This window comes from Lichenicola sp. (assembly GCF_965198575.1).
In the GTDB taxonomy this organism is placed as follows: domain Bacteria; phylum Pseudomonadota; class Alphaproteobacteria; order Acetobacterales; family Acetobacteraceae; genus Lichenicola.
Genome location: NZ_OZ240671.1, coordinates 480,947 through 507,782, shown reverse-complemented (window position 1 = coordinate 507,782; position 26,836 = coordinate 480,947). Strand labels below are relative to the sequence as shown.

The 26,836-nt window shown below is 66.3% G+C and carries 23 protein-coding genes; 13 read left to right on the top strand and 10 right to left on the bottom strand.

Going from position 1 to position 26,836, the window contains the following annotated elements; translation table 11 throughout:
• Window positions 1-121 precede the first annotated feature (121 nt).
• The 3 genes from pnp to truB form a co-directional block, all read right to left on the bottom strand.
• The gene (pnp, locus tag ACOEQ2_RS02535; RefSeq protein ID WP_419731117.1) at window positions 122-2,338 is read right to left on the bottom strand and encodes a polyribonucleotide nucleotidyltransferase; all 2,217 of its coding nucleotides are present in this window, start codon (window positions 2,336-2,338) and stop codon (window positions 122-124) included.
• A gap of 197 nt (window positions 2,339-2,535) precedes the next feature.
• A complete protein-coding gene (rpsO, locus tag ACOEQ2_RS02530; protein ID WP_419729818.1) occupies window positions 2,536-2,805 on the bottom strand; it encodes a 30S ribosomal protein S15 in 270 nt (89 codons plus the stop codon).
• Between the two features lie 22 nt (window positions 2,806-2,827).
• On the bottom strand, window positions 2,828-3,748 hold the full coding sequence (gene truB / locus ACOEQ2_RS02525) for a tRNA pseudouridine(55) synthase TruB (RefSeq protein WP_419729817.1): 921 nt from the start codon (window positions 3,746-3,748) through the stop codon (window positions 2,828-2,830).
• Window positions 3,749-3,938: 190 nt separating this feature from the next.
• On the opposite strand from truB, the gene ACOEQ2_RS02520 reads away from it, so the two are divergent.
• From ACOEQ2_RS02520 to ACOEQ2_RS02505, 4 genes are all read left to right on the top strand, one after another.
• Complete coding sequence (locus ACOEQ2_RS02520; RefSeq protein WP_419729816.1) at window positions 3,939-4,244, top strand: DUF485 domain-containing protein; 306 nt, start codon at window positions 3,939-3,941, stop codon at window positions 4,242-4,244.
• Entirely contained in the window at window positions 4,241-5,839 is a 1,599-nt protein-coding gene (locus ACOEQ2_RS02515) for a cation acetate symporter (RefSeq protein WP_419729815.1), read from the top strand. Before ACOEQ2_RS02520 ends, ACOEQ2_RS02515 begins: the two co-directional genes overlap by 4 nt.
• Window positions 5,840-5,952: 113 nt before the next feature.
• A complete protein-coding gene (locus ACOEQ2_RS02510) occupies window positions 5,953-8,127 on the top strand; it encodes a M48 family metalloprotease (RefSeq protein ID WP_419729814.1) in 2,175 nt (724 codons plus the stop codon).
• A gap of 61 nt (window positions 8,128-8,188) precedes the next feature.
• Complete coding sequence (locus ACOEQ2_RS02505) at window positions 8,189-8,797, top strand: dihydrofolate reductase family protein (RefSeq protein ID WP_419729813.1); 609 nt, start codon at window positions 8,189-8,191, stop codon at window positions 8,795-8,797.
• 166 nt (window positions 8,798-8,963) lie between these two features.
• On the opposite strand, the gene ACOEQ2_RS02500 is transcribed toward ACOEQ2_RS02505, so the two are convergent.
• Window positions 8,964-9,653, bottom strand: a complete 690-nt coding sequence (locus ACOEQ2_RS02500) for an MBL fold metallo-hydrolase (RefSeq protein WP_419729812.1) — start codon at window positions 9,651-9,653, stop codon at window positions 8,964-8,966.
• 470 nt (window positions 9,654-10,123) lie between these two features.
• On the opposite strand from ACOEQ2_RS02500, the gene ACOEQ2_RS02495 reads away from it, so the two are divergent.
• Window positions 10,124-13,474 (top strand): VPA1262 family protein, encoded by a 3,351-nt coding sequence (locus tag ACOEQ2_RS02495; protein WP_419729811.1) that lies wholly within the window; start codon window positions 10,124-10,126, stop codon window positions 13,472-13,474.
• A gap of 88 nt (window positions 13,475-13,562) precedes the next feature.
• Here ACOEQ2_RS02495 and mutT read toward each other — a convergent pair whose 3' ends face one another.
• The 5 genes from mutT to ACOEQ2_RS02470 form a co-directional block, all read right to left on the bottom strand.
• A complete protein-coding gene (gene mutT / locus ACOEQ2_RS02490) occupies window positions 13,563-14,693 on the bottom strand; it encodes an 8-oxo-dGTP diphosphatase MutT (protein WP_419729810.1) in 1,131 nt (376 codons plus the stop codon).
• A 6-nt stretch (window positions 14,694-14,699) separates the two neighbouring features.
• Window positions 14,700-15,791 (bottom strand): Rieske 2Fe-2S domain-containing protein, encoded by a 1,092-nt coding sequence (locus ACOEQ2_RS02485; protein WP_419729809.1) that lies wholly within the window; start codon window positions 15,789-15,791, stop codon window positions 14,700-14,702.
• A 126-nt stretch (window positions 15,792-15,917) separates the two neighbouring features.
• Window positions 15,918-16,577: an RDD family protein gene (locus ACOEQ2_RS02480; protein ID WP_419729808.1), complete on the bottom strand. Its 660-nt coding sequence runs from the start codon at window positions 16,575-16,577 to the stop codon at window positions 15,918-15,920.
• Between the two features lie 2 nt (window positions 16,578-16,579).
• Window positions 16,580-17,815, bottom strand: coding sequence for a bifunctional glutamate N-acetyltransferase/amino-acid acetyltransferase ArgJ (gene argJ, locus ACOEQ2_RS02475; protein WP_419729807.1), 1,236 nt, complete (start codon window positions 17,813-17,815; stop codon window positions 16,580-16,582).
• Window positions 17,816-17,926: 111 nt separating this feature from the next.
• Entirely contained in the window at window positions 17,927-18,952 is a 1,026-nt protein-coding gene (locus tag ACOEQ2_RS02470; RefSeq protein WP_419729806.1) for a peptidylprolyl isomerase, read from the bottom strand.
• A 297-nt stretch (window positions 18,953-19,249) separates the two neighbouring features.
• On the opposite strand from ACOEQ2_RS02470, the gene secA reads away from it, so the two are divergent.
• The 5 genes from secA (at window position 19,250) to ACOEQ2_RS02445 (ending at window position 24,008) form a co-directional block, all read left to right on the top strand.
• A complete protein-coding gene (gene secA, locus ACOEQ2_RS02465) occupies window positions 19,250-22,006 on the top strand; it encodes a preprotein translocase subunit SecA (RefSeq protein ID WP_419729805.1) in 2,757 nt (918 codons plus the stop codon).
• Between the two features lie 35 nt (window positions 22,007-22,041).
• Window positions 22,042-22,791 carry a YebC/PmpR family DNA-binding transcriptional regulator gene (locus ACOEQ2_RS02460; protein WP_419729804.1) on the top strand — a complete coding sequence of 250 codons (750 nt, stop codon included), beginning with the start codon at window positions 22,042-22,044 and terminating at the stop codon, window positions 22,789-22,791.
• Between the two features lie 50 nt (window positions 22,792-22,841).
• Window positions 22,842-23,309 carry a crossover junction endodeoxyribonuclease RuvC gene (ruvC, locus tag ACOEQ2_RS02455; protein ID WP_419731116.1) on the top strand — a complete coding sequence of 156 codons (468 nt, stop codon included), beginning with the start codon at window positions 22,842-22,844 and terminating at the stop codon, window positions 23,307-23,309.
• A gap of 61 nt (window positions 23,310-23,370) precedes the next feature.
• Entirely contained in the window at window positions 23,371-23,610 is a 240-nt protein-coding gene (locus tag ACOEQ2_RS02450) for a type II toxin-antitoxin system VapB family antitoxin (protein WP_419729803.1), read from the top strand.
• Entirely contained in the window at window positions 23,607-24,008 is a 402-nt protein-coding gene (locus tag ACOEQ2_RS02445; protein WP_419729802.1) for a type II toxin-antitoxin system VapC family toxin, read from the top strand. The genes ACOEQ2_RS02450 and ACOEQ2_RS02445 overlap by 4 nt, the downstream gene beginning before the upstream one ends.
• On the opposite strand, the gene ACOEQ2_RS02440 is transcribed toward ACOEQ2_RS02445, so the two are convergent.
• On the bottom strand, window positions 23,995-24,570 hold the full coding sequence (locus ACOEQ2_RS02440) for a GNAT family N-acetyltransferase (protein ID WP_419729801.1): 576 nt from the start codon (window positions 24,568-24,570) through the stop codon (window positions 23,995-23,997). The genes ACOEQ2_RS02445 and ACOEQ2_RS02440 overlap by 14 nt on opposite strands.
• A gap of 100 nt (window positions 24,571-24,670) precedes the next feature.
• Between ACOEQ2_RS02440 and ruvA the strand changes: the two genes are divergently transcribed.
• Genes ruvA through ACOEQ2_RS02425 form a run of 3 tightly spaced genes read left to right on the top strand, consistent with a single transcriptional unit; the run spans window position 24,671 to window position 26,766 of the window.
• On the top strand, window positions 24,671-25,276 hold the full coding sequence (gene ruvA, locus ACOEQ2_RS02435; RefSeq protein WP_419729800.1) for a Holliday junction branch migration protein RuvA: 606 nt from the start codon (window positions 24,671-24,673) through the stop codon (window positions 25,274-25,276).
• The gene (gene ruvB / locus ACOEQ2_RS02430) at window positions 25,273-26,328 is read left to right on the top strand and encodes a Holliday junction branch migration DNA helicase RuvB (RefSeq protein WP_419729799.1); all 1,056 of its coding nucleotides are present in this window, start codon (window positions 25,273-25,275) and stop codon (window positions 26,326-26,328) included. Before ruvA ends, ruvB begins: the two co-directional genes overlap by 4 nt.
• A gap of 6 nt (window positions 26,329-26,334) precedes the next feature.
• Window positions 26,335-26,766 (top strand): YbgC/FadM family acyl-CoA thioesterase, encoded by a 432-nt coding sequence (locus tag ACOEQ2_RS02425; RefSeq protein WP_419729798.1) that lies wholly within the window; start codon window positions 26,335-26,337, stop codon window positions 26,764-26,766.
• The last annotated feature ends 70 nt before the right edge of the window (window positions 26,767-26,836 follow it).

Genomic DNA, 26,836 nt, shown 5'->3' with positions numbered 1-26,836 from the left:
GCCAGCCGTGATCGCCTTCAGGACGTTGCCCGGACCCGGAAGAGTCTCGAATTGTTGCCAGACATCGTAGGTATGGCCCGGGCGCGCAAGCCCGGACCTATAACGAAGTCTGTCAGCGACCTCAGTCGGCAGCGTCGTTGCGACGCTCCGGGCGCGGTCCACGCGGACGATCGTCACGCCGGCCGCCACCTTCGCCGCCCTCGTCGCGGCCACCGCCGGCCTTGGCGCCGACGCTCTCGCTGATGTCGGCACCGGTGGCCTGGTCGACCACACGCATCGACAGCTTCACCTTGCCGCGGTCATCGAAGCCCATGACCTTCACCTTCACGGAGTCGCCATTATTGACCACGTCGGTCGTCTTGGAGACGCGGCCCTGGGCCAGCTCGGAGATGTGCACCAGCCCGTCACGAGCGCCGAGGAAGTTCACGAACGCACCGAAATCGGCGGTCTTGACCACCTTGCCGTCATAGATCGCGCCCAGCTCCGGCTCGGCGACGATGCCGCGGATCCGGCTGATCGCCTTCTGCGCCTGCTCGTCCGACGACGCTGCGATCTTGATCGTGCCGTCATCACCGATGTCGATCTTGGCGCCGGAGAACTCGACGATCTCGCGGATCACCTTGCCGCCGGTGCCGATGACGTCCCGGATCTTCTCCTTCGGCACCGTGATCACGGTGATCTTCGGCGCCGTCGAGGATACGCCGTCACGGTTCTCGGTCAGCGCCTTGGCCATCTCGCCAAGGATGTGCAGCCGGCCCTCACGCGCCTGGTCGAGCGCGATCTTCATGATCTCAGGCGTGATCGAGGTGATCTTGATGTCCATCTGCAGCGAGGTGACGCCCGCCTCGGTGCCGGCCACCTTGAAGTCCATGTCGCCGAGATGATCCTCGTCGCCGAGGATGTCGGACAGCACGGCGAACCCGCGATCCTCCTTGATCAGGCCCATGGCGATGCCCGCCACGGGGCGCTTCAACGGCACGCCCGCATCCATCAGCGCCAGGCTGGTGCCGCAGACCGTCGCCATCGAGGACGAGCCGTTGCTCTCGGTGATCTCGGACACCACGCGCACGGTGTAGGGGAACGCCTCCTTGCTCGGCAGCAGCGGACGCAGGGCGCGCCATGCCAGCTTGCCATGGCCGATCTCGCGACGGCCCGGGCTGCCCATACGGCCAGCTTCACCAACGGAATACGGAGGGAAGTTGTAGTGCAGCATGAAGTTGGAGCGATACTCGCCCTCGAGCGCGTCGATCACCTGCTCGTCCTGGCCGGTGCCGAGCGTGGTCACCACCAGGGCCTGGGTCTCGCCACGGGTGAACAGCGCCGATCCATGCGCGCGCGGAAGGATGCCGACCTCGGACACGATCTGGCGGACGGTGCGGGTGTCGCGGCCATCGATGCGCAGGCCGGTATCCAGCACCGCACCACGCACCACGTCGGCTTCCAGGTCCTTCAGCATCGGCTTCGCCTTGTCGGCGTCCAGGCCCTCGGCCTTCAGCGCCTCGACGATCGCCTTCTTGGCAGCGCCGACCTTCTCGTAGCGGGCCTGCTTGACCTGCTCCTTGTAGGCCTCGGCAACGCTGGCCCGGCCAAGCGCGTCGATGCGGGTCTTGAGGGTGGTCTCCTCTTCGCTCGGCTCCGGCAGCGTCCACGGCGCCTTCGCGGCATGCTCGGCAAGCGCGATGATCGCATCGATCACCGGCTGGAACGCGGCATGACCGAACGTCACGGCACCCAGCATGATCTCCTCGGAGAGCTCGTGCGCCTCGCTCTCGACCATCAGCACGCCCTCGGCGGTGCCGGCGAGCACCAGGTCGAGCTGGCTCTCCTTGGTCTCGGCGATCGTCGGGTTCAGCACGTACTCGCCGTTCGCGTAGCCCACGCGGCAGCCGGCGATCGGGCCGAAGAACGGGATGCCGGACAGCGTCAGCGCGGCCGAGCAGCCGATCATCGCCACGATCGCAGGGTCGTTCTCGAGGTCATGGCTCAGCACGGTCGCCACCACCTGGACCTCGTTGCGGAAGCCGTTCGGGAACAGCGGACGCAGCGGACGGTCGATCAGGCGCGAGCTCAGCACCTCGAACTCGGACGGACGGCCCTCGCGCTTGAAGAAGCCACCCGGGATCTTGCCGGCAGCGAACGCCTTCTCCTGGTAGTTCACGGTGAGCGGGAAGAAATCCTGCCCCGGCTTCACCGACTTGGCGCCGACGGCGGTGCACAGCACGATGGTGTCGCCGTAATAGATCATGACGGCGCCATCGGCCTGGCGAGCGATCTTGCCGGTCTCGAGACGGAGCGTGCGGCCGCCCCACTCCAGTTCCTTGGCGTAGAAATCGAACATGAGCGTGTTCCCTGTCTTGGGGCCGGACAGGGCGGGCGGCAGCGTCTCGGACGGCATGGAGGAGGCCCCCATGTGGCCTGAAACGCTGAGCGGTCCCGCCGCTGTTTTACGGCTTGTTGGTTGATTAGGTACTAAAGGTCAGGCCAGGGCGCTGCCCTGGACCCGTGAGAGGGCAGCCGCCCTCTCAACACCCTATACTAGCGACGCAAGCCGAGGCGGGCGATCAGGCCCAGATAGCGCGTGCCGTCCTTGCGCTTCAGGTAGTCGAGCAGGCGGCGGCGGCGGCCGACCAGCATCAACAGGCCGCGACGCGAATGGAAATCCTTCGCGTGGGTCTTGAGATGCTCGGTCAGGTTGGTGATCCGCTCGCTGAGCAGGGCAACCTGCACCTCGGGCGAGCCGGTATCGGCTTCACCGGTCTTGTAGTCGCCAATGAGCGCCGTGCGGCGCTCTGCAGTGATCGACATCGGGGTTCTCCAGGAACGACGGTTACAGAAGGCGTTCCGGACGCAGCCACCCTTCCTCGAGTCGGCAGAGCCCGATCACGCGCCCCCCGTCCATGGCGCGCGCGACCCCTCCAGCGGGGTTCGCGCCAACAGGAATCCGGCCCATCAGCTCGACCAGGCTGATAGCCTGGCCATGCGATAGGCTTGCCGCTTCACTTGAGGTCAGGGCCAGCGCCGGGATGTCGGCCAGCGCGGTCGCAACCGGCAGCAGCAGCTCCGGGGAGGCAGGCGCGTTGTCCTCGCTCGACAGGATCTTGTCCAGGGAAATCGCGTCCTTCTCCAGGAACGGCCCCACCCGCAGGCGCCGCAACGCCGCCACATGCCCCACCGTGCCGCACGCCACCGACAGGTCGCGCGCCAGCGACCGCATGTACACGCCCTTGCCCGACTGCACCTCGAACACCGCGGTGTCGGCATCCGGCCTGGCGATCAGCTCGAACCGGTCGATCCGGGCCGGCCGCGGTTCCAGCACCGGCGGCCGGCCCTCGCGCGCCATGTCGTAGGCCCGCTCGCCCGCCACCTTGATGGCGGAAAAGATCGGCGGCACCTGCCTGATCTCGCCCTGGAACGCGCCCAGGGCAGCCCGGAACTGCTCGTCGGTCGGGCGCACGTCGGAGGTCGCGATCACCTGGCCGTCGGCGTCGTCGGTGTCGCGCGCCTCGCCGATGCGCAGGGTGAAGTGGTACAGCTTGGTGCCGTCCATGATGTACGGGACGGTCTTGGTGGCCGCCCCGAACGCCACCGGCAGCAGTCCGGTCGCCAGCGGGTCGAGCGTGCCGCCGTGTCCGGCCTTCTGCGCGTCGAAGCCGCGCCTGACCCGGTTCACCACGTCGGTCGAGGTCATTCCCGCCGGCTTGTCGACGATCAGCCACCCGTCGAGGGCGCGTCCGCGCTTGCGTCGCATGATCTGGGTCGCCTCGGTCCACTCACCGCCACGGTCCGTCCGCGGGGGAGGGAGCCTTTAGACGAGCCACCCCGGCGGAGCAAACAGGAACCGGGCGGAGCAATGCAACACCCGCTTCCGACCCGCCCCGAATGCTGCCAGGATGTTGCCAATGCGGCACGAAAAGATGCCGCGTCCGAGGAACACGCCCATGCTCGACACGATCGCGGTGGCGCAGCTGCGCCAGGATCCCCGCCTCATCGCCCTGACCCGGGCCCGGGCGCGCGTCGGATGGACGCTGGCCGCGCTCATGGTGGCGATCTATTTCGGCTTCGTGTTCCTCGTGGCGTTCGCGCCCCACGTGCTGGCGACGCCGGTCTGGGGCGTCATCACCCTCGGCTTCCCGCTCGGCCTGCTGGTGATCCTGTCGGCCATCGTGCTGACCGCGATCTACGTGTCGATCGCCAACCGCCGCTTCGACCCGCTGCAGCGCGCCATCGTGGCGGACGTCCGGTGAACGCCCCCGCTCCAGGCGTCGAGCAGGCCCCCACCAACTGGACCGCCATCGCGTTGTTCGCGGCCTTCGTGCTGCTGACGCTGTTGATCACCATCTGGGCCTCGCGCCGCACCCGCTCGGCTTCCGAGTTCTACACCGCCGGCGGTGGCATCGGCGGCGCCCAGAACGGCATCGCGATCGCCGGCGACTTCATGTCGGCCGCCTCGTTCCTCGGCATCTCCGCACTCGTGTACAGCAGCGGCTTCGACGGGCTGCTGTACTCGATCGGCTTCCTGGTCGGCTGGCCGATCCTGATGTTCCTGATCGCCGAGCGGCTGCGGAACCTCGGGCGCTTCACCCTCTCCGACGTCGTGTCCTACCGCCTGGCCGAGACGCCGATGCGGTGCCTGGCCGCGATCAGCTCGCTGGTGGTGATCGCCTTCTACCTGATCGCGCAGATGGTCGGCGCCGGGCAGCTGATCCAGCTGCTGTTCGGGCTGCCCTACATCTATGCCGTGATCATCGTCGGCGGCCTGATGATCCTCTACGTGACGCTCGGCGGCATGCTGGCGACCACCTGGGTGCAGATCATCAAGGCGCTGCTGCTGCTGGCCGGCGCCAGCTGGATGGCGTTCCTGGTGCTGGCGCAGTTCGGCTTCAGCCTGCCCGCCCTGTTCGCCCGCGCCGTGCAGGTGCATCCGAAGCACCTGGGCATTTTGGCCCCCGCGGCGCTCGCCCGCGATCCGGTCTCGGCGATCTCGCTGGGTATCGCACTGATGTTCGGCACCGCCGGGCTGCCGCACATCCTGATGCGCTTCTTCACCGTCCGCGACGCCACCGCCGCCCGCAAGTCGGTGCTCTGGGCGACCTCGCTGATCGGCTATTTCTACATCCTGACCTTCATCATCGGCTTCGGCGCGGTGGTGCTGGTCTCGACCGACCCCGCCTACGTCACGGCGGCCGGCAAGCTGCGTGGCGGCAACAACATGGCGGCGGTGTTCCTGGCCCAGGCGCTCGGCGGCAACCTGCTGCTCGGCTTCATCTCCGCCGTCGCCTTCGCCACCATCCTGGCGGTGGTCTCCGGACTGACCCTGGCCGGTGCGGCGGCGGTCAGCCACGACCTGTATGCGCGGGTGATCGCGCGCGGCCGTGCCACCGAGGCGGGCGAGGTGCGCGTCTCGAAATGGGCGACGGTGGCGCTCGGTGGTGTCGCCATCCTGCTCGGCGTGTTGTTCGAGAAACAGAACGTCGCCTACATGGTCGGGCTGGCGTTCGCGGTCGCGGCGAGTGCGAATTTTCCGCTGGTGCTGCTGTCGATGTACTGGCGCGGCCTGACCACGCGCGGCGCATTGCTCGGCGGCTGGGTCGGGCTCATCACCGCGGTGACGCTGACGGTGTTGAGCCCGGGCATCTGGGTCAAGGTGCTGGGCTTCCCGCACGCGATCTTCCCGTACGACTCACCTGCGCTGTTCTCGATGCCGCTGGCGTTTCTCTGCTGCTGGCTCGGCTCGACGATCGGCCGGACGCGCGAAACGCCGGCCGAGGCGAGCGCCTTCGACGAACAGCTCGTGCGCTCCCACACCGGCATCGGTGCGACGGGGGCCAGGTCGCACTAGGCGTCGGATACGAACAGCGCTGCAGCCGATCCCGGAAGGGACCTGGCGACGTCAACCGGCCCGGTTGCCACAGAGGTTTTTTGTCTGCTCGCTGGCGTTCAAGGAGGATCCTCTTGCCAACCATTCGACAGCGCGCGACAGGGTCGGTCGCCCGGATCGCTGCAATCCTGCTGCTTCCTGCCCTGTTCAGCATGTTCGGCGTCTGGGAGATCGTCCGCGGCAAGGCCAGTATCGCCGGGTTCGAGCCGGCGCAGGCGCGGGTCACGAGCCAGCTCGGCCGGCTGCAGCAATTTGCCCAGGCCAACCCGCACGCCACTGTCCGCTTCAACGGCGATGAACGGTCCTACGCGGCGCCGGTAGCGGCGCACATGATGGCCGCCCATGCGGATGAGCTCGACACCGACCTGTTGGTGGCGCGGGCGCGGCTGCCGTTCGCTTGGCTCACGGCCCTTGCGGCGTCGCTGGCCCTGGCTGGCGGACTGGCCGGCCTCATCATCGCGAGCCTTGCCGCGCGGCGCAGCATGCGGTCCCGCGACGCCCTGGTCCGCTCGTTCGGCCAGGTGCGACGCCTGGTGCCGGTCGCGCTCGGCTGCCAGGTGGGCGGGGTGGCCCTGGCACTGGTCGGCATCGTCGGCTTCGAGTGCGCCGGGATGTGGTTCCCGGGCACGCTGTCCGGCGCCGATGTGAGGTTCGTGGGAGCGGGCCTGATCGCGGCGGGCCTCGCCCTGTGGGGTGCGTTCCAGTCGATCAGGCAGCTTCGCCGCGCCTCTGGCCTGTTCGAGCCCCACCCTGCGGAGTTGCTCGGCGTGCCGGTGACCGAAGCCCAGGCGCCGGGCCTGTTCGCCTTGATGCGCGAGCTGGCACGCGACCAGGAGGCCGTGGTTCCGCAGACGGTGGTGGCGGGGGCGGTCGCCGGCTTTTTCGTCACCTCCCATCCGCACCGGCTCGCCGGTGTGGGCGAGGTGGTGCGCGGCCGCATCCTGCACGTTCCGCTGCCGCATCTGGCGGTCTTCAGCCGGGCGGAAACACGGGTCGTGCTGGCGCATGAACTTGCCCACTTCTCCGGCGAGGACACCGCCTACAGCACGCATTTCCAGCCGGTCTATGCAGCCCTGCAGCAGAGCATGGTCGCGGTCGCCACCCGGCGGCGCGGCCGCTACCCGATCCTGGACCGGATGCTGAGCCCGGCCTCGTCGCTGGGCGAGCACGTGCTCGTCCGGTTCGATCACACGGTGAAGCATTGGAGCCGGCTGCGGGAGTTCGAGGCCGACAAGGGCGCCCTGGCGACGGAGCAGCCGGACGCGCTGGCGACCTCTCTGCTCCGCGCTGGGGTGACCAGCAGGCTCGTCGACGCGCAGCTCCGGGCGATGGCCGAGCATCCGGACCGCGGCCCCGCCGACCTGGTGCAGCAGACGCTGCAGGTCGCCGGGCAGCAGGGCTTCATCGAGCCCGGCCGCTACCTCGACGAGCGTCAGCCGCATCCGACCGACACCCATCCGCCGACCGTGCAAAGGATCGCCGCTGCCGGCGTCACGGTCGATGACGGCCTGCTCGCCCGCGCCGCCCGGCCGGTAGATGCCGGCGAACTCGCGGCGGTCGAGGCCCTGTTTGCCGATTGGCCGGGCCTGTGCGCGGCGGTGACGACGCAGCTGCGCGGCGTGGCGGTCAGGCAGCAGCAGACCTACCTGGCCCAGGTCGCGGCGGCAGCGTCGTCGGTGGGCGAGGCTCCGGTCGAACTGCACGAGCGGCGCGTGCGGATCATGATCGCGCTCGGCGTCACGGCGTTGTTCTGCCTGGGGCTGGGCGGAGGACTTGCCTGGCTGCTCATGAGCAGCCCGCCCGATCCGGCCGACAGTGCGATCGCCGTGATGTTCTGGGCAGCCATCGTGTTCCTGCTGGGCGGGTTCGCGTCCTGCTTCGGCATCGTGCGGCTTGCCCGGAACCGCGCACCGTTCCTGGTGCTGACGGCGGACGGGTTCAGCTCGCCCGGCTTCAGCGGCATCGTCTCGTGGACGGCGGTCGCGGGCGTGACGGTGCTGTCCGGCCGCGGCGTCACCACCATCCTGACCCTTGCGCCGGGGCAGACACTGCCACCGCGCACCGGCCGGATCTGGCGGCTCCGGGCGCGTCGGCGTCGCAACGCGCTGGTGTTCTCCGAGCTCACACCGCGCGGGCTGAAGGCGCGCGCGTATCTCGATCTGCTGCTGGCGCATCGCCGCGCAGCACTGGCCCGCGAGGAGTTGGCGCGCCGAGACCGGCTCGATCCGGCACGCGGGTTCCCCGGTTGAACCGGAAGGCGCGGCGGTGATCGCCACGCCTTGAAGTCATGGCTGTGAGGAGAGGAACGTCGTGAGAGACCTGATCCTGAAGATGTCGATGTCGATCGATGGTTTCGTCGCTGCCGCGGATGGCGGGATCGACTGGATATTCGGCCCCGACCAGGAGGCAAGACGCTGGTCGGTCGAGGTCGTGTCGGAAGCCGGCCTGCACATCATGGGCAGCCGCACCTTCCGACGGATGGCCGCCCACTGGCCGACCTCCACCGACATGTTCTCGGCCCCGATGAACCGGATCCCCAAGGTCGTGTTTTCACGAGAGGGGCCGGCGATCCTCGGGGACCTGGCTGCAACACCGCCACGCGACGGCGAACCGGCACAGCTGCAACCCGGTGCGGAAAGCTGGGCCGAGGCTGATGTAGCGAGCGGCGATCTGGGGGCCGACATCGCGATGCTGAAAGCCCGCGACGGCAAGCCGATCGTCGCCCATGGCGGCGCCGGCTTCGCCCGCAGCCTCGTGGCGCAGGGACTGGTCGACCGGTTCGTCCTGCTGGTGCATCCCGTGGCGCTCGGGAACGGCCTGCCGATCTTCTCCAAACTCGCCGCGACGACACGGCTCGAGCTGATCGGCTCGAGGGCATTCCCGGGCGGTTCGGTGGCGCAGACCTATCGGCCCGCGTGAATGCCGTGCCGGACCGCCGGCAAGGCAGCCTGGACCGCCGCCGTGCAGACCGATCCGCGGGCGGCGTATCCGTGACCCCCGGTGCATCGGCCGCGTTGCGGGCGATCTGCGACTGACGCCGGACGGTGCCGAGGCCGCTGCGTCCGGCGCGGCCGGTCCGGCCGGCCTACCGGGCCTGCTGCAGCACGACGACGCGCATCTCGCCGGGGGGTGGCAGCGTGTCCGGCGTGATCTCGAACTCGGTGGTGTCCAGCCGGGTCACCTGGCCGGCCGGGAAGCGCTGCGTGAAGGCGTCGACCTTCTCGATCTTCAGCACGCCGCGTTCGTGCCAGTAATGCATCGGGATCACCACGCGCGGCCGGATGGCGGCGATCGCCGTGTCCAGGTCGTCGAGGGGGATGGTGGCGTGCGCGCCGGTCAGGGCCAGCAGGATGTCGACCTGGCCGGCGAGTTCCGCGAGCTGCGCCGGATCGACCGGATTGCCGAGGTCGCCCATGTGCAGCACCCGCAGGCCGCCCAAGGTGAAATGATAGAGCGCGTTGGCGTCCGGGTCGCGGCCGCTGGCGGCCTGGTAGTCGAACGTCCGGCTCTCATAGGCTTCGAAGCCGCGGATCGGGATGCCGCAGACCACGGCGCCGTCCGCCGGCAGTTCCAGCGCGTTGATGATCGTGGGGCTGCCGTCGATGTGGCTCGGGTCGGAATGGAAATCGTCCGTGCGGGAGCTCATGATCACCAGATCGGCCGCCTCGTTGATCGGCGCGAACCCGCTCTTTCCCGGCGTGTAGGGGTCGGTGATGACGGCAATCCCGTCCGCCTCAAGGCGGAAGCTGGCATGGGCGTAGAACTTTATCTTCATTGGTGTTCCCTTTGCTCAACATGGAAGCTGACGTGTGCCGCGGGCTTGTGCGGCCTGTCTGACCCACACTGCTGCGGCCTGCGGCAGGGCATGCCGCGCATTGTGTTTATCCTACGTTGTCCTGGGACGCGCTGGCCATCGGCCCGCGACCATGGTTCGGTCGGCCGGTTTAAGCTTGGTTTTCACGGCCCCAGGGCTGGGCAAATGCTCTGCTGATGCTGCTGTCAATATAGTGGCGCGGCCTCACCACGCGAAACGCCTCCTTTCCGGTGGTGCGCCAGGCTGGTTGCTCGGCAAGGTTAACGGTCCCGAACCCAGGTATCTGGGTCAAGGTATCGGGCAGCCTCTGAATCTGAGACAAGTGCAGGTGCATCCGGATCCACCCCGCAGTAAGGTCCGCAGGCGACTACGGAATGCCATATTGACTAACCGGCTGGGAGTAGGCGGCCGCCTTTCACGCGAGAAGTGACATGCAGACGAACAATAAGAGAAAAGTAGTGCCTCCTGCGCTTCAAGACTTGGTTGAAGATAGTAGACTTGGGAGACTATTTTCAAGTGACGCGCGTCACTGCGCGCTCCAGTTATGGATCTTGCAGATCAAGCACAAAGAAACGGTCGAAAATCGTATAGTCTATGGACGCTTAGTCCCGTATCGCCACTCGAACAACAGGTGGTCTTCCAAAAAGAGTCCCGACTTTCGTGTTGCGGACAATATTCGAGTAACTCTAACCCGCTTAAATCTCTATGTCACAAGTACGCTCAGTGCAGATGTTTTGAGGCTGCTGAGCACCGGGCGAACCCTCGCAGCAGTCAGTGAAGAACTTAACCTAGACCTTACTGATGCAATAAAGACCCATTTTGGAATGACCGCCCTTAACGCGGGAGAGTTGGTCTACCGCCCGGTCTCTTATCTGCTTAATCGCAACGCCCAGGATCGGTCCTCCCTCACCAGCCCACATGGGAATGCCGGGGCGCTTAGTGCTTCGATCAGCCAAACCGATAAGGGAGCATTGTTTCGGCTAGACCATGAGTACGATGTCGCGATGACGCACTGGATAGTCAAGCAGATAAATGCCGAGACCGGTCTGGATTTTGGACTAGCAGACGTCTGCAGATTCGGCGACATTGAGCTACTGGTTTTTCCTACACTCGATGACTTTGAGCGGACATTATTAAAGATCAAGTGGGCAGAAAATCAGGACTTCATCATCATACAATTTGATCCATTGCAGGTATCCCACTTTAGCGGCTTCCAGTTCCGCCTGAACATTCAAAACGGCGGTCAGATCGTCCACTCAGTTATCGGCACTGCGGAACACAAGCCAAACGGTAAGTTTGAGTTAAGTTTTCGGATGAGCGATGATATCCGCTCCCGAACGGACAGCACCGAATTGGAGATATTCGGATTTGAAATAGACAAACCCCAGGAGGGAACACTTTGTTGTCGATGGAAAGTAGGATACATACGAGAAATAGCTTTTCAGGCTTATGTCGTCCGGCCTGAGAGCCGCCCGGTTCACTTTGACTGGTTGGAGAAGAAAGCCAAGCCCTCCTTCTCGGATCGGGTAAAAACGACGTTGACTATAAACCAAAGAGATTTGGGATTTAATAGTCTCATTGGCGGCAGCCGGACAGACCCTTGGGTCCGCGTTAACAGTGACTTCTCCGCTGTTTTCGCGCGACTTCATCCACGGTTGTCCAATGGTCGATTCTTCTTGTGTTGGAATCAGGGCGACGGCGATGGAAGAATACGATTTACAGAGTGGTTTAAGGCACTGCTTGAGCAGCATAAGCAGAGCCAAGTAATCATCTTCGACCCTTATTTTGGAGGCGCTGGTCTAGGATTGATCTTATTATGTGCCCAACCCAAATCAGACTATATTGTATTTAGGTCTTTGTCTAAATCGTTTCAGAAAAGTGACGGTGAGACGCAAGCGTCGGAGAAGCCCACATCAAACGGCGTCGATAACTTGATCGCAAGTTGCGAGCAAAACCGGAAAATGTTAAAGCGTGGCCGGTTGCGTATATTTGGGATGAAGGACGGTCGGTTACATGACCGCTACATCCTGATTGTCGGGTCAGACGGTCTTCCAATAGTCGGGTTTAATCTTTCAAATTCTCTTCAAACAGCGGCCGAAAACTATCCATTACTCATCACGCCCATTCCTGCTGACGTTCTACTGGATGTTGAACGGTACCAACTCGGCCTTGTGCAGGAAGCTTGTAAGTTACAGTCCGACAGCGACATGAAGCACCGCCCTATGCAAATGCTTTTTGATTCTGAGTCATCCGCGATTATCCCACCGCGGTACGAGCCGTTGGCTTTTCTCGAAAAAACGCAGGCCGGAGATGTATTAAGTGCGTGGGCGAATGAGGCATCGCTGCTGAACTTGAAGGGGGAGTCATTAAGGCAGCAAATGACCCTACTAAGCATGCTCAAGGACAACTTGCTAATTTTGCCACTGGCCTCGAACTTAGCTACTTTTCTGGCCAAGAAGCCGGCTGACGACACGGATTTTGGTTCAACTTGGGAAATTCTCGGGGAGCTGCTGGCCAATTCGCACGCAGGGGACCATGATTCAGATCGTCTAGATTCCGAATCTGCTTTTTTAGCTTTTTTGTCTCGGTTCCTTGATAAATCCTTCCACCGTGATCATTCGTTGAGCCAGCACGAATACCGGATCATAGACAGTCGGCTCTTTGCAGACTCATTCGAGACGTTTTTGCATAGCTCAAATCGCATTGAACACATGTATCACCCTGTAAAATACGCTGCTTTGACATGGCCGGAGTATTTCGCAATAAAATTGATGTGGCGGCATACCCCGCTGGCTCTCATAGCAATTGCTGAATATCAGATGGCCAACGCGCCTGTCGATCCTCAGATTCAAGACAGCATGCGATTGTCCTTGCTAAGCCAGATTATTAGCGAGATCTCACTCTCCGTGCAATTTAAGGCTAGCGAGCGCCAGCGAGACTGTCTCCTCAATAGCAGTAATGGCCTTCTAAGGTGGGCAGGACTAAACGCAGTCGAGCGGCAGTTGCGAACTCTGAACGGGCTGGCTCTTGGGATACAGAAGGTCAAAGATCACACGTACACCGAACAGGTACAGGCTTTGGGTTGGATGGTTCAGCGCACGGCGAAGAATCCTGAGGATGGTGATATCTATGGTTCTTTGGTATCGGCTCTTCATGCAGTGCTTCCGGCTAATATTGTTTCGAATGATTTGCGGCAACTTGTGGATTCCATGCGCGGGCATATGCGGACACTGTGCTGGGCAGAGCCGTGGTTGTTCCGCGACGTGGTCTCGCCTCTGTTAGAAGGTGGCCGGGCAAATATTGACGATGCTTGTGAAATTTGGATCCAAGAACTAGCTGACTGGCTGCGATCGGAAGACGATGCTCAGCCGCTGCTATTTGATCTAAATCGGCAGGGTCAAACAACAAATATCGCTGCATTTCTTTTTGCGAATAGCACCATAACAATGCGTCAGAACAGCATGAGGTCGATTAGGGAGATCCTAAGAAGGCAGAAAATAATCGTGCATCAGCCGCTCGCAAGCACCTCCGACTGGACACGGTGGGATCGCGCGCTGGTAATAGCCATGTGGATCCTCAGCTTCTGTAAATTTGGTCAATTCTATCTACTAAAGAGCGATATGGCCGATGCCGACTTAAATGACCTGTCCAAGCACGCTCATGAGCTTGCCATGGTAAGGCCGATCGACGAATGGCGGGTGAATGGTCCTGGGAGGCCGAGCGACCTGGCGGCATTTTACGAGAAGGCGGAGCAGCTTCTAGCTTCGACAAGGAGTAGATAGAAGCAGGCTGATAACGAGAGGTAAAACTTGTGCAGCGGTGATTGCCGCAAGTTTAGCTTTCGCCGCTGAGTTCTGGCATTTTGGCTGCTTAAAGCAATTCCCGCAACAGCGGCACCAGCGGCTTGTCCGCGTCTGGCATGCTGTAGCTGTCCAGCGCCTCCGGCCGCACCCACGCCAACGTCTGGCCCTCACGCGCGACAGGCACGCCTTTCCAGCGGCGGCAGACGTAGAGCGGCATCAGCAGGTGGAAATCGTCGTAGGCGTGGCTGGCAAAGGCGAACGGCGCCAGGCAGGCATCCTCCAGCGCGATGCCGAGTTCCTCGTGCAGCTCGCGCACCAGCGCCTGCTCGGGCGTCTCGTCCGGCTCGATCTTGCCGCCGGGGAACTCCCATAGCCCCGCCATCCGCCGACCCTCCGGACGACGCGCCAGCAGCACCCGGCCGTCGCCGTCGATCAGCGCGCATGCCGCCACCAGCAGGATACGACGCGACACGGCGGGCGGGGCGGCCACGACCGGCGCACCAGCCTCGGCGGGCGGCTCGTCCACATCCGCGGGTGCCCCGGCTTTCGACAGGTCGCCGTGCCGGGCCTCGAACAGCAGCACCGGATGATCACCACCTCGGGCCAGGAACGGCTGCCGGCCGGTGCCGATCTCGCGGAAGCCAATCCGACGCAGCACCGCCGACGAGGCCGGGTTGTCGGTGGCGACCTGTGCGGTCAGCCGGTCGATCGCCAGGTTGGCGAGCGCCCAGTGCGACAGCCGGCGCGCGGCCTCGCCGGCGACGCCGTCGTTCCAGAAGCTGCGGCCGATCCAGTAGCCGAGATCGCCGCTGCGGCTGGCGGCATCGATGCGGATGCCGAGGCAGCCGAGCAGTCGCGCCGAAGTGGGGCGCTCGTCGATGATCGCGAAGTGCCAGGCACGGCCATCCGCCATCTGCACCGCGGTCGAGGCGATCCACTCGTCGGTCAGGCGCCGCGGATAGGGGAAGGGCAGGCGGCTCAGCATCCGCACCACGCCCCAGTCATTCACCAGGCGGTGGATCGCTTCAGCGTCGCTGGCGCAGAGCGGCCGCAGGGTGAACCGCGTCGTGCGCAGGGTCGGCCCGTCGGCGCAGTCCGTGCCGCCCGCCGCCGTGCCCGCCGCCGCTGCGCCACCCGACGCGGTGCCCACCGGCGACACGACCGCCGCCGGGTCCTGAACGGTCGTGTCAGACCCCATGCACGGTCAGGCCGGGTGTGCCGTCTTGTCGATCCCGCACGACACCAGCAGCGAGCGCAGCGACCGGATCACCGGGAACACTTCCTGGTTCCAGTCCTGGCCTTGCGCGTCGTGGGCGGCCTGCTCCATCTCGACGATGTCGCGGTCCTCCTTGAAGATCCGCTCGGTGAACAGCACCAGCAGCGGCCACACCACGTTCAGGATGCCGGGGATCTTCGGCTTCTTGACCGAGAGCAGGCCGAACACCCGGTTGGTCTTCTGCTCGCGGTCGAGCGGCACATAGACGATCCAGAGATCCATCACCGGATCCTCGCCGGCGGTCTGGATGCGCAGCGTCTGGTAGGGATACTCGGTGCGGACCGTCATGACGTCGCGCTCGGCCGCGTTCGCCGCACCGCTGCGACGCTCGCCGAAGATCACCGCCTCGCCGAGGGGCTGCTTGCCGCCGGTGCGCTTGAAGCTGTACTTCACCTCGACCCAGTCATCGCCGCGACCCTGGCCGAGCACGCGGGGCTTCATCTGGCCCATCTGCTTCGAGTGCATGAACTGATGGTTCATGTCCATCAGGTTCTCGTGCATGAAACTGTAGTGGCAGCCGACCTTCTGGCCGAACCGCCGGGTCTTGTATTTCGGGTTCGCAACCGATCCCAGGCCGGGCAGCGGCACGGTGTCGGCGAGTGCCGCGTTGCCCGGGAACACCAGGATCAGGCCGTCGACCTCGCGGCAGGGATAGGCGCGCACCCCGTTCGGCAGCTTGTCGCGGCCGAGATAGGGCACGTCGACGCACTTGCCGGACGCCTCGTACGCCCAGCCATGGTAGCAGCAGCGCACCGCACAGCCATCGACGGTGCCCTTGCTCAGCGGCACCTGGCGATGCGCGCAGCGATCCTCGAGCGCGAACACCGGACCCTGTTTCGGCCGCACCAGCACGATCGGGTCGCCGGCGAACGACACCGCGAGGGTGCCGCCGGCCTTGAGCTCGCGCGACCAGGCGAGCGGATACCAGTGGTCCGGATGCGCCTGGATCAGCCGCAGGTCGGGTGAGGCGGGCACGGACGGATCTGGCCGCAAGCTGTCCGGCGTGACGGTCTGGTTCATCGGTCCTCGACTTCTAGGCGGTGCGCCGCACCCGAGCGTCCGGGCGGATGGTTACAAAACTATAAGGCACTTTGCCCGGCACGCGATGCAACATACGAACGGTTACGTGCGGGCGGTGGTCCCGGCTCAGGCGGCCGGTGGCGCCTGGAAGGCGAACACGGTGTCGGCCGGGCGCAGGCGCATCACCAAGGTGCCGGCCATGATGTCGTGCAGGCCCTGCTTGCGGCGGGTCCAGCCGACCATCAGGAAGCCGATCCCCAGGATGACCGCCGACACGAACTTGCCGAGATAGCGTCCGAGTGCGCGCGCGATGCCGATCCGGCGGCCGGCGAGGTCGGTCACCCGCATCCTGCAGACGCGCTTGCCGATGGTCGCCTGCCAGTGCGACGACTCCATCAGCACGAAATAGCCGAGGGTGAGCACCAGCACGAGCAGCGACATCAGGCTGCCATGCATGTGCCAGGTGCCCGGCCACGCCACCGACCATGCTTCCGAGGAGGCGACGCGGGTGGTGTAGGCGATATCGGAGATCTGGCGGACCGCCTGGTCGTCGTTGGTGGTGACGTACGGCTGCCGCATCCCGCTCGCCAGGCCGAAGACATACTCGACCGCGGTCAGCACCATCCCGTCGATCAGCCACGCGAGCACGCGCCACCAGAAGCCGGCATAGCTCAAGACCATCGCGCCGGTGGCGGACGAGGGCAGCGGATAGGGCTGGAAGGCGCCCGGCATGGGGTTCGGACCGCCGCCGAATTTGCCGCCCGGCGGTGGGTAAGGGTCCGACATGCTCAGCTCCGGTAGCTGCCGTTGATGTCGATGTAGCCATGCGTCAGGTCGCAGGTCCAGGCGCGGCCGCGCCCGTCGCCCAGCCCGAGATCGATGTCGATCTGCAACTCGCGGCCGCGCATGTGGGCCACCACCGGGGCTTCGTCGTAGCCGGGCACGACGGTGCCGTTGCGCGCCATCCAGGTGCCGCCGACGCCCACCGACAACGTGTCGCGGTCGGCCGGCTCGCCGCTCTTGCCGACCGCCATGACGATGCGGCCCCAGTTCGCGTCCTCGCCGGCGATCGCGGTTTTCACCAACGGCGAATTGGCGACGGCCAGCGCCACGCGGCGGGCGGAGGCATCGCTCGTCGCACCCGACACGTCGATCTGCACCAGCTTGCCGGCACCCTCGCCGTCGCGCACGACCAGCAGCGCCAGCTCGAGCAGCAGCTCGTCCAGGGCGGTGGCGAAACCGGCCAGGGCGGGGTCGCCGGCGGTGTCTGGCACCGTGTTGCCGGCGGCACCGGTGGCGAACAGCAGCACGGTGTCGCTGGTGGAAGTGTCGGAATCGACCGTCGTGCAGTTGAAGCTGCGATCGACCGCAGCGGCCAGCAGCGTCTGCAGGACAGGTGCCGGCAGGGCGGCATCGGTCGCCACGAAGCACAGCATCGTCGCCATGTCGGGCGCGATCATGCCGCTGCCCTTGGCGAAGCCCTGGATGGTGACCGGCACGCCCGCGATGCTGGTCAGCCGGCGCGCCCCCTTGGGGAACGTGTCGGTGGTCATGATGCCGCGGGCGGCCGCTTCCCAGCCATCGGGTGTGAGGCTTGCGTTCAGCGCCGGCAGCGCGGCGGTGATGCGCTGGTGGGGGAGCACCTCGCCGATCACTCCGGTCGAGGCCAGGAAGATGTCCGCCGGCCCGCAGCCGAGCAGTGCGGCGGCGGCGGCGGCAGTGGCCTCGGTGGTCTCGCGGCCCGCGCGTCCGGTGAACACGTTGGCGTTGCCGGCATTCACCACCAGGCCGCGCGCCGTGCCGCCGGCGAGGGCGGCGCGGCACCAGTCGATCGGGGCGCCGGGGCATTTGTTGCGGGTGAACACGCCGGCGACCGTGGTGCCGGCAGCGAACTCGAGCAGCACCAGGTCGGTGCGGCCCTTGTAGCGGATCCCGGCGGCACCGCTGGCCAGCCGGACACCGCCGAGCGGGGTCAGGGGCGGAAACGGCGTCGCGAGCGGCGAGACGGCGGCGGGCTGGGCCATGTCGGCGTGTGATCCTGGCGTGGGCGAACCGGTCGGAACCGCAGGATGGCCGGCCCCGGCGTGCCGGCCATCCGCGCGGGATGGCCGGGTCCGGGAGTCGGGTGTCGGGGCCTAGTCGTTGCCGTTTGCGGGCGGTGCGCCGGGGGTCGCGGGTGCGGCGGCCTGGGCCGGGACCGGCGACTGGCCGGCGGCCGAAGCAGCGGCAGGCGGCGGCACCTTGTCGCTGACCGGGGTGCCGTCGGGGTTGTAGCGGACCACCTTCACCTGGGCGACGGCCTTGTCGACGACGACGCGGACGTCCTGCTGGATCAGCTTCTGGCGGATCTGGTCATGGACGGTGGCGAAGGCGGGCGGGGTCGAGGTGCGGGTATCGAGCACCTGGATCACGTGCCAGCCGTAGCGCGTGTGGATCGGCTTGTCGGAGATCTGGCCCTTGTTCATCGCGAAGGCGGCGGCCGAGAACTCCGGCAGCATGTCGCCCTGCTTGAACCAGCCGAGATCGCCGCCGCCGGTCGCGGCACTGCCCTTGTCGGTGGAATCCTGCTTGGCCAGCGTGGCGAAGTCGGCGCCGTGCTTGAGCTGCTTGATGATGTCGTTGGCGGTCTTCTCGTCGGCGACCAGGATGTGGCGCGCATGCACCTCCTTCTCGCCCGGCTTACCAGCGTACTGCTTGGCGTAGGCGGCCTGGATCGCGTCGTCGTTGATCTGCGGGCCGACGGCTCGGCTCAGATAGACGTTCTGCAGCGCCTGGTCGGCGGCGCCCTGCATGGTCTTCTGCACGTCGGGGTCCTTCTGCAGGCCCTCCTTCTGCGCCTCGATGAGCAGCGCCTTCTGGTCGACGAGCTGGTTCACGATCATCGGGAACAGCATCTGCGGCGGCATCCCGCGCATGTCGTCGGGCAGCGCCTGGGCGGCCGCACGGACCCGGTCGAGGCGGATCGGATCGCCGTTCACCGAGGCGACGACCGGATTGGCGGTCTTTGGATCGACCGCGACCGGAGCGCCGGCAGCAGGAGCGGTGGTCGCCGCGTCCTTCTTTGCAGGGGCCGCATGCGCGGCGGGCGCCAGGGCGAAGGTGGAGGCAGAAGCAAGCAGAACCGCTGCCGAAAGGGCAGCAGCCGGGCGGAAAAGCCGCATGGGACGAAAACCTCGAATGACGCGTCGGCCGGATCATGACAAAACCCGGGGGTCACCACAAGCAAGCGCGTCGCGAGCGGACCTGGGTGAAGCCGGCCGGCGGTTGACCGGTCGCACGGCCGGTCCTATTTCGATCCGGCGTGACGCCCGGCTTCGAGCGCCGAACGACCCATCGTTGCCCGCCCGGGTCCAGGTCCGTGACCGCTCCGTCTTCCGGAACGGCACCTTGCCCGCCCGCCGCGGTGCGTCCTTGGGCGTTGGGGCTTTGGAGGCGGGAGCGCCATCCGGAAGGCCTTCATGTTCGCAAGTCTCGCCCGCTCCCTGTTCGGCTCCGCCAACGACCGCTCGCTCAAGGCGCACCAGCGCCGTGTGCCGGAGATCAACGCGCTCGAGCCTGCCATCCAGGCGCTCGACGACCAGGCGCTGGCCGCCAAGACGATCGAGTTCCGCACCCGGATCGCCGGAGGCACCAGCCTGGACGAGCTGCTGCCGGAGGCGTTCGCGGTGGTGCGCGAGGCGTCCCGGCGGGTGCTTGGAATGCGGCATTTCGACGTGCAGCTGGTAGGCGGCATGGTGCTGCACTCGGGCCGCATCGCCGAAATGCGCACCGGCGAGGGCAAGACGCTGGTCGGCACGCTGCCGGTGTACCTGAATGCGCTGACCGCTAAGGGCGTGCACGTGGTTACCGTCAACGACTACCTGGCGCGGCGTGACTCCGAGGAGATGGGGCAGCTCTATGCCTTCCTCGGGCTGTCGACGGGCGTGATCGTGCCGAACATGTCCGACGAGGACCGGCGGGCGGCGTATGCGGCGGACGTCACCTACGGCACCAACAACGAGTTCGGCTTCGACTATCTGCGCGACAACATGAAATACCGGCTGCAGGACATGGTGCAGCGGTCGTTCAACTACGCGATCGTCGATGAGGTGGACAGCATCCTGATCGACGAGGCGCGCACGCCGCTGATCATTTCCGGGCCGGCCGAGGACAGCTCCGATCTGTACCGCAGCGTCAACCTGGTGGTCGGCGAGCTGGTCAAGGACGCGACCACGTTCGACAAGGACGAGAAGTTCCGCAGCGTCATCCTGACCGAGCATGGCACCGAAACCGTCGAGGACATGCTGCGCCAGGCCGGCATCGTCACCGAGGGCGGTCTATACGACGTCACCAACGTGTCGGTCGTGCATCACGTGCAGCAATCCCTGCGCGCCCACACTCTGTTCTCGCGCGACGTCGATTACATCGTGCGCGGCGGCAAGGTGGTGATCATCGACGAGTTCACCGGCCGCATGATGGAAGGCAGGCGCTACGGCGACGGGCTGCACCAGGCGCTCGAGGCCAAGGAGTTGCAGGAGATCCAGCAGGAGAACCAGACTCTCGCCTCGATCACCTTCCAGAACTATTTCCGCCTGTACCCGAAACTGTCCGGCATGACCGGCACCGCGGTCACCGAGGCGGACGAGTTCGCCGAGATCTACAAGCTCGACGTGGTCGAGATCCCGACCAACGTGCCGGTGATCCGCATCGACGGCGACGACGAGGTCTATCTCAACGAGGAAGACAAGTTCAGCAGCGTCACCAACCTGATCGAGGAGATCACCAAGACCGGCCAGCCGATCCTGGTCGGCACCACCTCGATCGAGAAGAGCGAACACCTCTCGGGGCTGCTGCATGCGCGGAAAATCCCGCACAACGTGCTGAATGCGCGCTTCCACGAGATGGAGGCGACGATCATCGCGCAGGCCGGTGCACCAGGCGCCATCACCATCGCCACCAACATGGCCGGCCGCGGCACCGACATCAAACTCGGCGGCAATGTCGAGATGCGGGTGCGCCAGGAACTGAACGATCTCGAGGAGCCCGAGCGCACGGCACGCGAGATGGCGATCCGCGAGCAGGTTGCAGGCTTCCATCCGATCGTAAAGGCAGCCGGCGGGCTGTTCGTGATCGGCACCGAGCGGCATGAGAGCCGGCGCATCGACAACCAGCTCCGCGGACGGTCCGGACGCCAGGGCGACCCCGGTGCCTCGCGGTTCTTCCTGTCGCTGCAGGACGACCTGATGCGCATCTTCGGCTCGGACCGGATGGCCGGGATGTTGCAGAAGATGGGCCTGAAGCCGGGCGAGGCGATCATCCATCCCTGGATCAATCGCGCGCTGGAGAAGGCGCAGAAGAAGGTCGAGGCGCGCAACTTCGACACCCGCAAGAACCTGCTGAAATACGACGACGTGAACAACAGCCAGCGCAAGGAAGTCTATGCGCAGCGCAAGGAGTTCATGTCGTCGGAGGACGTGTCCGAGATCGTCACGACGATGCGCACCGAGCTGATCGACCAGATGGTGCGTGCGCGAATTCCGGAAAAGGCGTTCGCCGAGCAGTGGCAGAGTGCGGAGCTCGCCGCCGACCTGAAGCGCGTGCTGGCGCTCGACCTTCCGATCGAGGCCTGGGCGGCCGAGGACGGCATCGGGCTCGAGGAGGTGATCCAGCGGGTCGAGCAGGCGGGGCTGCAATCTGCGGCGGCGAAGGCGGCGAATTTCGGCCCCTCGGTGATGCGCTACATCGAGAAGCAGCTGCTGCTGAACACGCTGGATACGGTGTGGAAGGAGCATCTGCTGCTGCTCGACCAGCTGCGCCAGGGGATCAGCCTGCGCGCCTATGGCCAGAAGGACCCGCTGAACGAGTACAAGAACGAGGCGTTCGCGTTGTTCAACGTCATGCTCGACGAACTTCGCGAGCGGGTGACGGCGATGCTGGCCCGCGTCGAGGTGATGCCGCCGGCGGACGATCCGTTCCCGGAACAGACGTTCGCGGTGCATCCGGAGCCCGCGAGCCTGGTCGGTATGCCGTCGGGCGACCCGCTGCCGCTTGCCGGTGCAATGGCGACGGCCAGCCTGGGCGAGACGCTGGAGCCGCCGCCGGAAGCGGTGACGCTGGCGCCGGCGCATCCGCATCTGACGGCGGATCCGCGGACCTGGGTCGACACGCCGCGCAACGCATCGTGCCCCTGCGGCTCGGGCAACAAATACAAGCACTGCCACGGGCGGGTGGTCTGAACCCTCCGCGTATGTCGACAAGATAGAGAACGACGATGGCCGGTCATTCCCAGTTCAAGAACATCATGCACCGCAAAGGTGCGCAGGATGCACGCCGCGCGCGATCGTTCGCCAAGGCGATCCGCGAGATCACCGTGGCGGCGCGCTCCGGCCTGCCCGAGCCGGCGTCGAACCCGCGTCTGCGTGCGGCGATTTCCGCGGCGCAGAAGGTGAACATGCCCAAGGACACCGTCGAGCGGGCGATCAAGAAGGCGACCGGAGCCGGCGGTGGCGAGGACTATGTCGAGGTCCGCTACGAGGGTTACGGTCCGGCCGGCGTCGCGGTCATCGTCGAGGCACTCACGGATAATCGCAATCGCACGGCGTCGGATGTGCGTGCTGCATTCTCCAAGCATGGCGGCAGCCTCGGCGAGACAAACTCGGTGTCGTTCATGTTCACCAGGCTCGGCGTGGTCACGTATCCCGTAGCAGCGGCGTCCGAGGACGACATGCTCGAGGCGGCGATCGAGGCCGGTGCGGATAATGTCGAGAGCAACGCGGACGGCCACGAGATCACCTGCGCCACGGACGCATTCTTCGCCGTGCGCGATGCGTTGGAAGCCCGGTTCGGGCATCCCGAGACCGCCAAGCTGGATTGGCGCCCCGGCATGGTGGTGACGCTCGACGAGGAAAAGGGCGGCACGCTGCTGAAGCTGATCGACGCGCTCGACGACAATGACGACGTGCAGGCAGTGTACGCGAACTTCGACCTGCCCGATGCGGTGGCCGAACGCCTGTCGGCGTGATCGAAACCCGCGCAACCCGGCTGCTCGGCATCGATCCCGGCCTGCGCTTCATGGGCTGGGGCGTGCTGGAGGTCGACGGCAACCGGTTGCGGCACATTGCCGACGGGGTGATCGCGACGGACGGCGACGAGAGCGTGCCGTTGCGTCTGAAAACCCTGCATGACGGGCTGGTGGCGCTGTTCGAGACCTACCGCCCGGTCGAGGCGGCGGTCGAGGAGACCTACGTCAATCGCAGCGGCTCCTCGACCCTGAAGCTCGGCTATGCCCGCGGCGTCGCGCTGCTGGCCCCGGCGTTGGCTGGCATCGCGGTCTCCGAATACGGCGCCATGGAAGTGAAGCGGGCCGTGGTCGGCACCGGGGCCGCCACCAAGGACCAGGTCGAGATGATGGTGCGTCGCCTGTTGCCCGGAGCCACGATCCGCCGCGCCGACGCCGCCGACGCGCTGGCCGTGGCGATCTGCCACGCCCATCACCGGGCCAGCCGGTTGCGGGTGGCGAGCGGCACGCGGATGGCCTGAAGCAGCGCTTGCGGAGCCGGATATCCAACACTAGACGAAGGATATCCCCCGGGAGCCCACGATGCCGCTTTTCATCAAGGACGACGTGACCGCCCAACTGGTAGCGCAGCTGGCGACGATACGCGGTCTGTCGAAGCAGGCCGCGGTCAAGATGGCGGTGCAGGCGGAACTGGACCGTGCGGCCGAACGGGTGCCGCTCAGGGAGCGACTGGCCGCTCTGCGCGCCACCCACACGCTGCCACCGCCTATCGGCAACGTCGCCGACAAGGCGTTCTTCGACGAGCTGTCCGACGGGCTGTGACGATCTTCATCGACGCGTCGGCGCTGATCGCCATCATTGCCGGCGAGGAGGATGCGGATGCCTTGGCCGATGCGCTGGAGGCCGATCGCGACCGGATCTGCTCGGCCGTTTCGGTATGGGAAACGGTGGCGGGCCTGTGCCGGTCGTTCGCAGTCTCCGTCCCCGACGCCCGCGCCACGGTGCAGGCGTTCCTGGATTTGGCCGGCGTCAGGATGGTGGCGATCGGCGCCCCCGAATTCCAGCTGGCGACCGATGCCTACGACCGCTTCGGCAAGGGACGTCATCCCGCCGCCCTGAACATGGGCGACTGCCTTGCCTACGCGGCCGCCCGGGCGAACTCAGCCACCCTCCTGTACACGGGCTCGGACTTCGCGCGGACCGATCTCAGCCGCAGTTGAGCCACTCCCGCCGGAGCATGGCGAACAGGAACTCGCTGCCGTATCCGTCCTCGGACCACACATGCTCGACGAAATGCGCCTCCTGGCGGAAGCCGAGCCCGCGGAACAGCCCGGCAGCCGCGTCGTTGCGTGCATCGGTCAGCGCATAGACCCGGTGCTTCTCCAGCGACCCGAACAGGTATCCGAGCACGCACTGCACCGCCTCGCGCGCGAATCCTTCCCCTTGTCGTGGGCGCGCGAGGGTGATGCCGAGCTCGACCTGGCGCGGGTCGCTGGCCAGGAAATGCAGCCCGCAATCGCCGACCAGGGTGCCGGATGCCGCCTCGACGAGCGCCAGCTGGAACCAGGTCCCCGGCGTATCCGGCGCAAGACTGTCCTGGGCGCCGGCGAGGCACGCGGCATCGATCTCGTCGAACCAGGTCCAGGACTGGTAGCGCGCCACTTCGGGGTCGGAGCGATACGCCTGCAGGGCCGGCGCGTCCTCGATCGCGAGCGGCCGGATCAGCAGGCGAGCGGATCGCAGCTCCAGGCCGGCATCGCGTCGAACTGCATCGGTTGCCATGCTAGCCTCACGCTCTCGACCGCCACGTTCCGGGATTCGCCGCGTTGCCTCTGACTGATCCAATCCTGCGCGTGTGCCAAGCCGCCGCCGTGAGCCCGGCATGATCGCCCAGCTGACAGGGCTGGTCGGCCAGCTCGAGGCGGATCGCTGCATCGTCGATGTCGCCGGCGTCGGCTACCTGGTGCAGGCCTCGACGCGCACGCTCTCGGCGCTGCCGCAACCGCCCGAGGTGGCCCGGGTGCTGGTCGAGACGGTGGTGCGCGAGGACGCGATCCTGCTGTACGGCTTCGCCGACAGTGCCGAGCGTGACTGGTTCCGGCTGCTCACGACGGTGCAGGGCGTGGGGGCCAAGGTGGCGCTCGGCGTGCTGTCCGCCTTGTCGCCGCGGGACCTGATCGCGGTGATTGCGGCGGGCGACCGGCCGAGCCTGACCCGCGCGCCTGGCGTCGGCGCCAGGCTCGCCGAGCGGATCCTGAGCGAGCTCAAGGAGAAGGCCGGCGCCATGCCGAGCAGTGCGGCGACCGGCGGCGTGTCTGGCGTCAATGCTGGTGGCGGTGTCGAGGCGGATGCGCTGGCCGCCCTTGCCGGGCTCGGCTTCCGCCGCGTCGAGGCGCATCCGGTGGTCGGCCGGATCATCGAGCGGTTGGGCAAGGAGGCGCGGCTGGACACGGTGATCCGTGACAGCCTGAAGGAGCTCGCGAAGTGAGCGCCCGCGACGAGGCCGATCCGCGCGCCATCGATCCGCGCCGCGCCGACGAGGATGCGGCGGAAGCCACGCTACGCCCCCAGGTGCTGGATGATTTTGTCGGCCAGCGGGCGGCGCGGGAGAACCTGTCCATCTTCATCCAGGCGGCGCGCGGTCGCGGCGAGGCGCTCGACCATGTGCTGCTGCACGGCCCGCCCGGCCTCGGCAAGACCACGCTGGCACAGATCGTCGCCCGCGAGCTGGGCGTCGGGTTCCGCGCCACCTCCGGACCGGTGATCCAGCGCGCCGGCGATCTGGCCGCGATCCTGACCAACCTGCAGCCGCGCGACGTGCTGTTCATCGACGAGATCCACCGCCTGCAGCCGGCGATCGAGGAGATCCTGTATCCGGCGATGGAGGACTTCCAGCTCGACCTGATCATCGGCGAGGGGCCGGCGGCGCGCTCGGTACGCATCGACCTGTCGCCGTTCACGCTGGTCGCCGCCACCACCCGCGCCGGGCTGCTGGCGACACCGCTGCGCGACCGATTCGGCATCCCGTTGCGGCTGGTGTTCTACACCCACGAGGAGCTGCGGCTGATCGTGGCGCGCGGCGCCGAGAAGCTGCGGTTCGCGCTCGATCCGGAGGGTGCCGAGGAGATCGCCCGTCGCAGCCGTGGCACACCCCGCGTCGCCGGCCGGCTGCTGCGGCGGGTGCGCGATTTCGCATCCGTCGGACGGACCTCGACACGACCGGTCGATCGCGCGCTGGCGGATGCGGCGCTGTCGAGGCTCGAGGTCGACGCGATCGGGCTGGACGCGATGGACCGGCGCTACCTGAAGCGCATCGCCGAGCATCACCGCGGCGGCCCGGTCGGCATCGAGACACTGGCGGCGGCACTGGCCGAGGCGCGCGACACCCTTGAGGACGTGGTGGAGCCGTTCCTGATCCAGGAAGGGCTCGTCCTGCGAACAAGTCGCGGCCGGGTGCTGGCGGATCGCGGCTGGGCGCATCTCGGACTGAAGCCGCCGCCCGATCGCACCGGCCAGCTCGACCTGCTGGCCGAGGAGTAGCCGGCGGTGGCGACACATCAGGTGCGGTTCCGGGTGTATTACGAGGACACCGACGCCGGCGGGGTGATGTACCACGCGCAGTATCTGGCCTTCGCCGAGCGTGGCCGCAGCGAGGCGTTGCGTGAGGCGGGTGCGTCGGCGATCTCGCTGCTGCAGGAGCACGGCATCGCCTTCGTGGTGCGCCGGGCGTTGGTGGACTACCTGCGGCCACTGCGACTCGACGACCTAGTGACGGTCTCGACCGACATTGCCGAGCGTCGAGGCGCCAGCGTGCGGTTGCGCCAGACCCTGCAGACCGAGCCCACACCGGACGCGGCGCCGGTGCTGCATGCCAGGCTCGAAATCACCCTGGCCAGCATCCGCACGAGCGATGGCCGGCCGGTGCGGGTGCCCGAGCCCTGGGCCACCGTGCTGGGCCGGCTCTCCGCGCCGGATTAAAAGACAGCCACCTGCAACGAGCTACGGGACAAAGCTTCTGCTTCGGCTGAAAACCCTCTAGGAAGCGCGG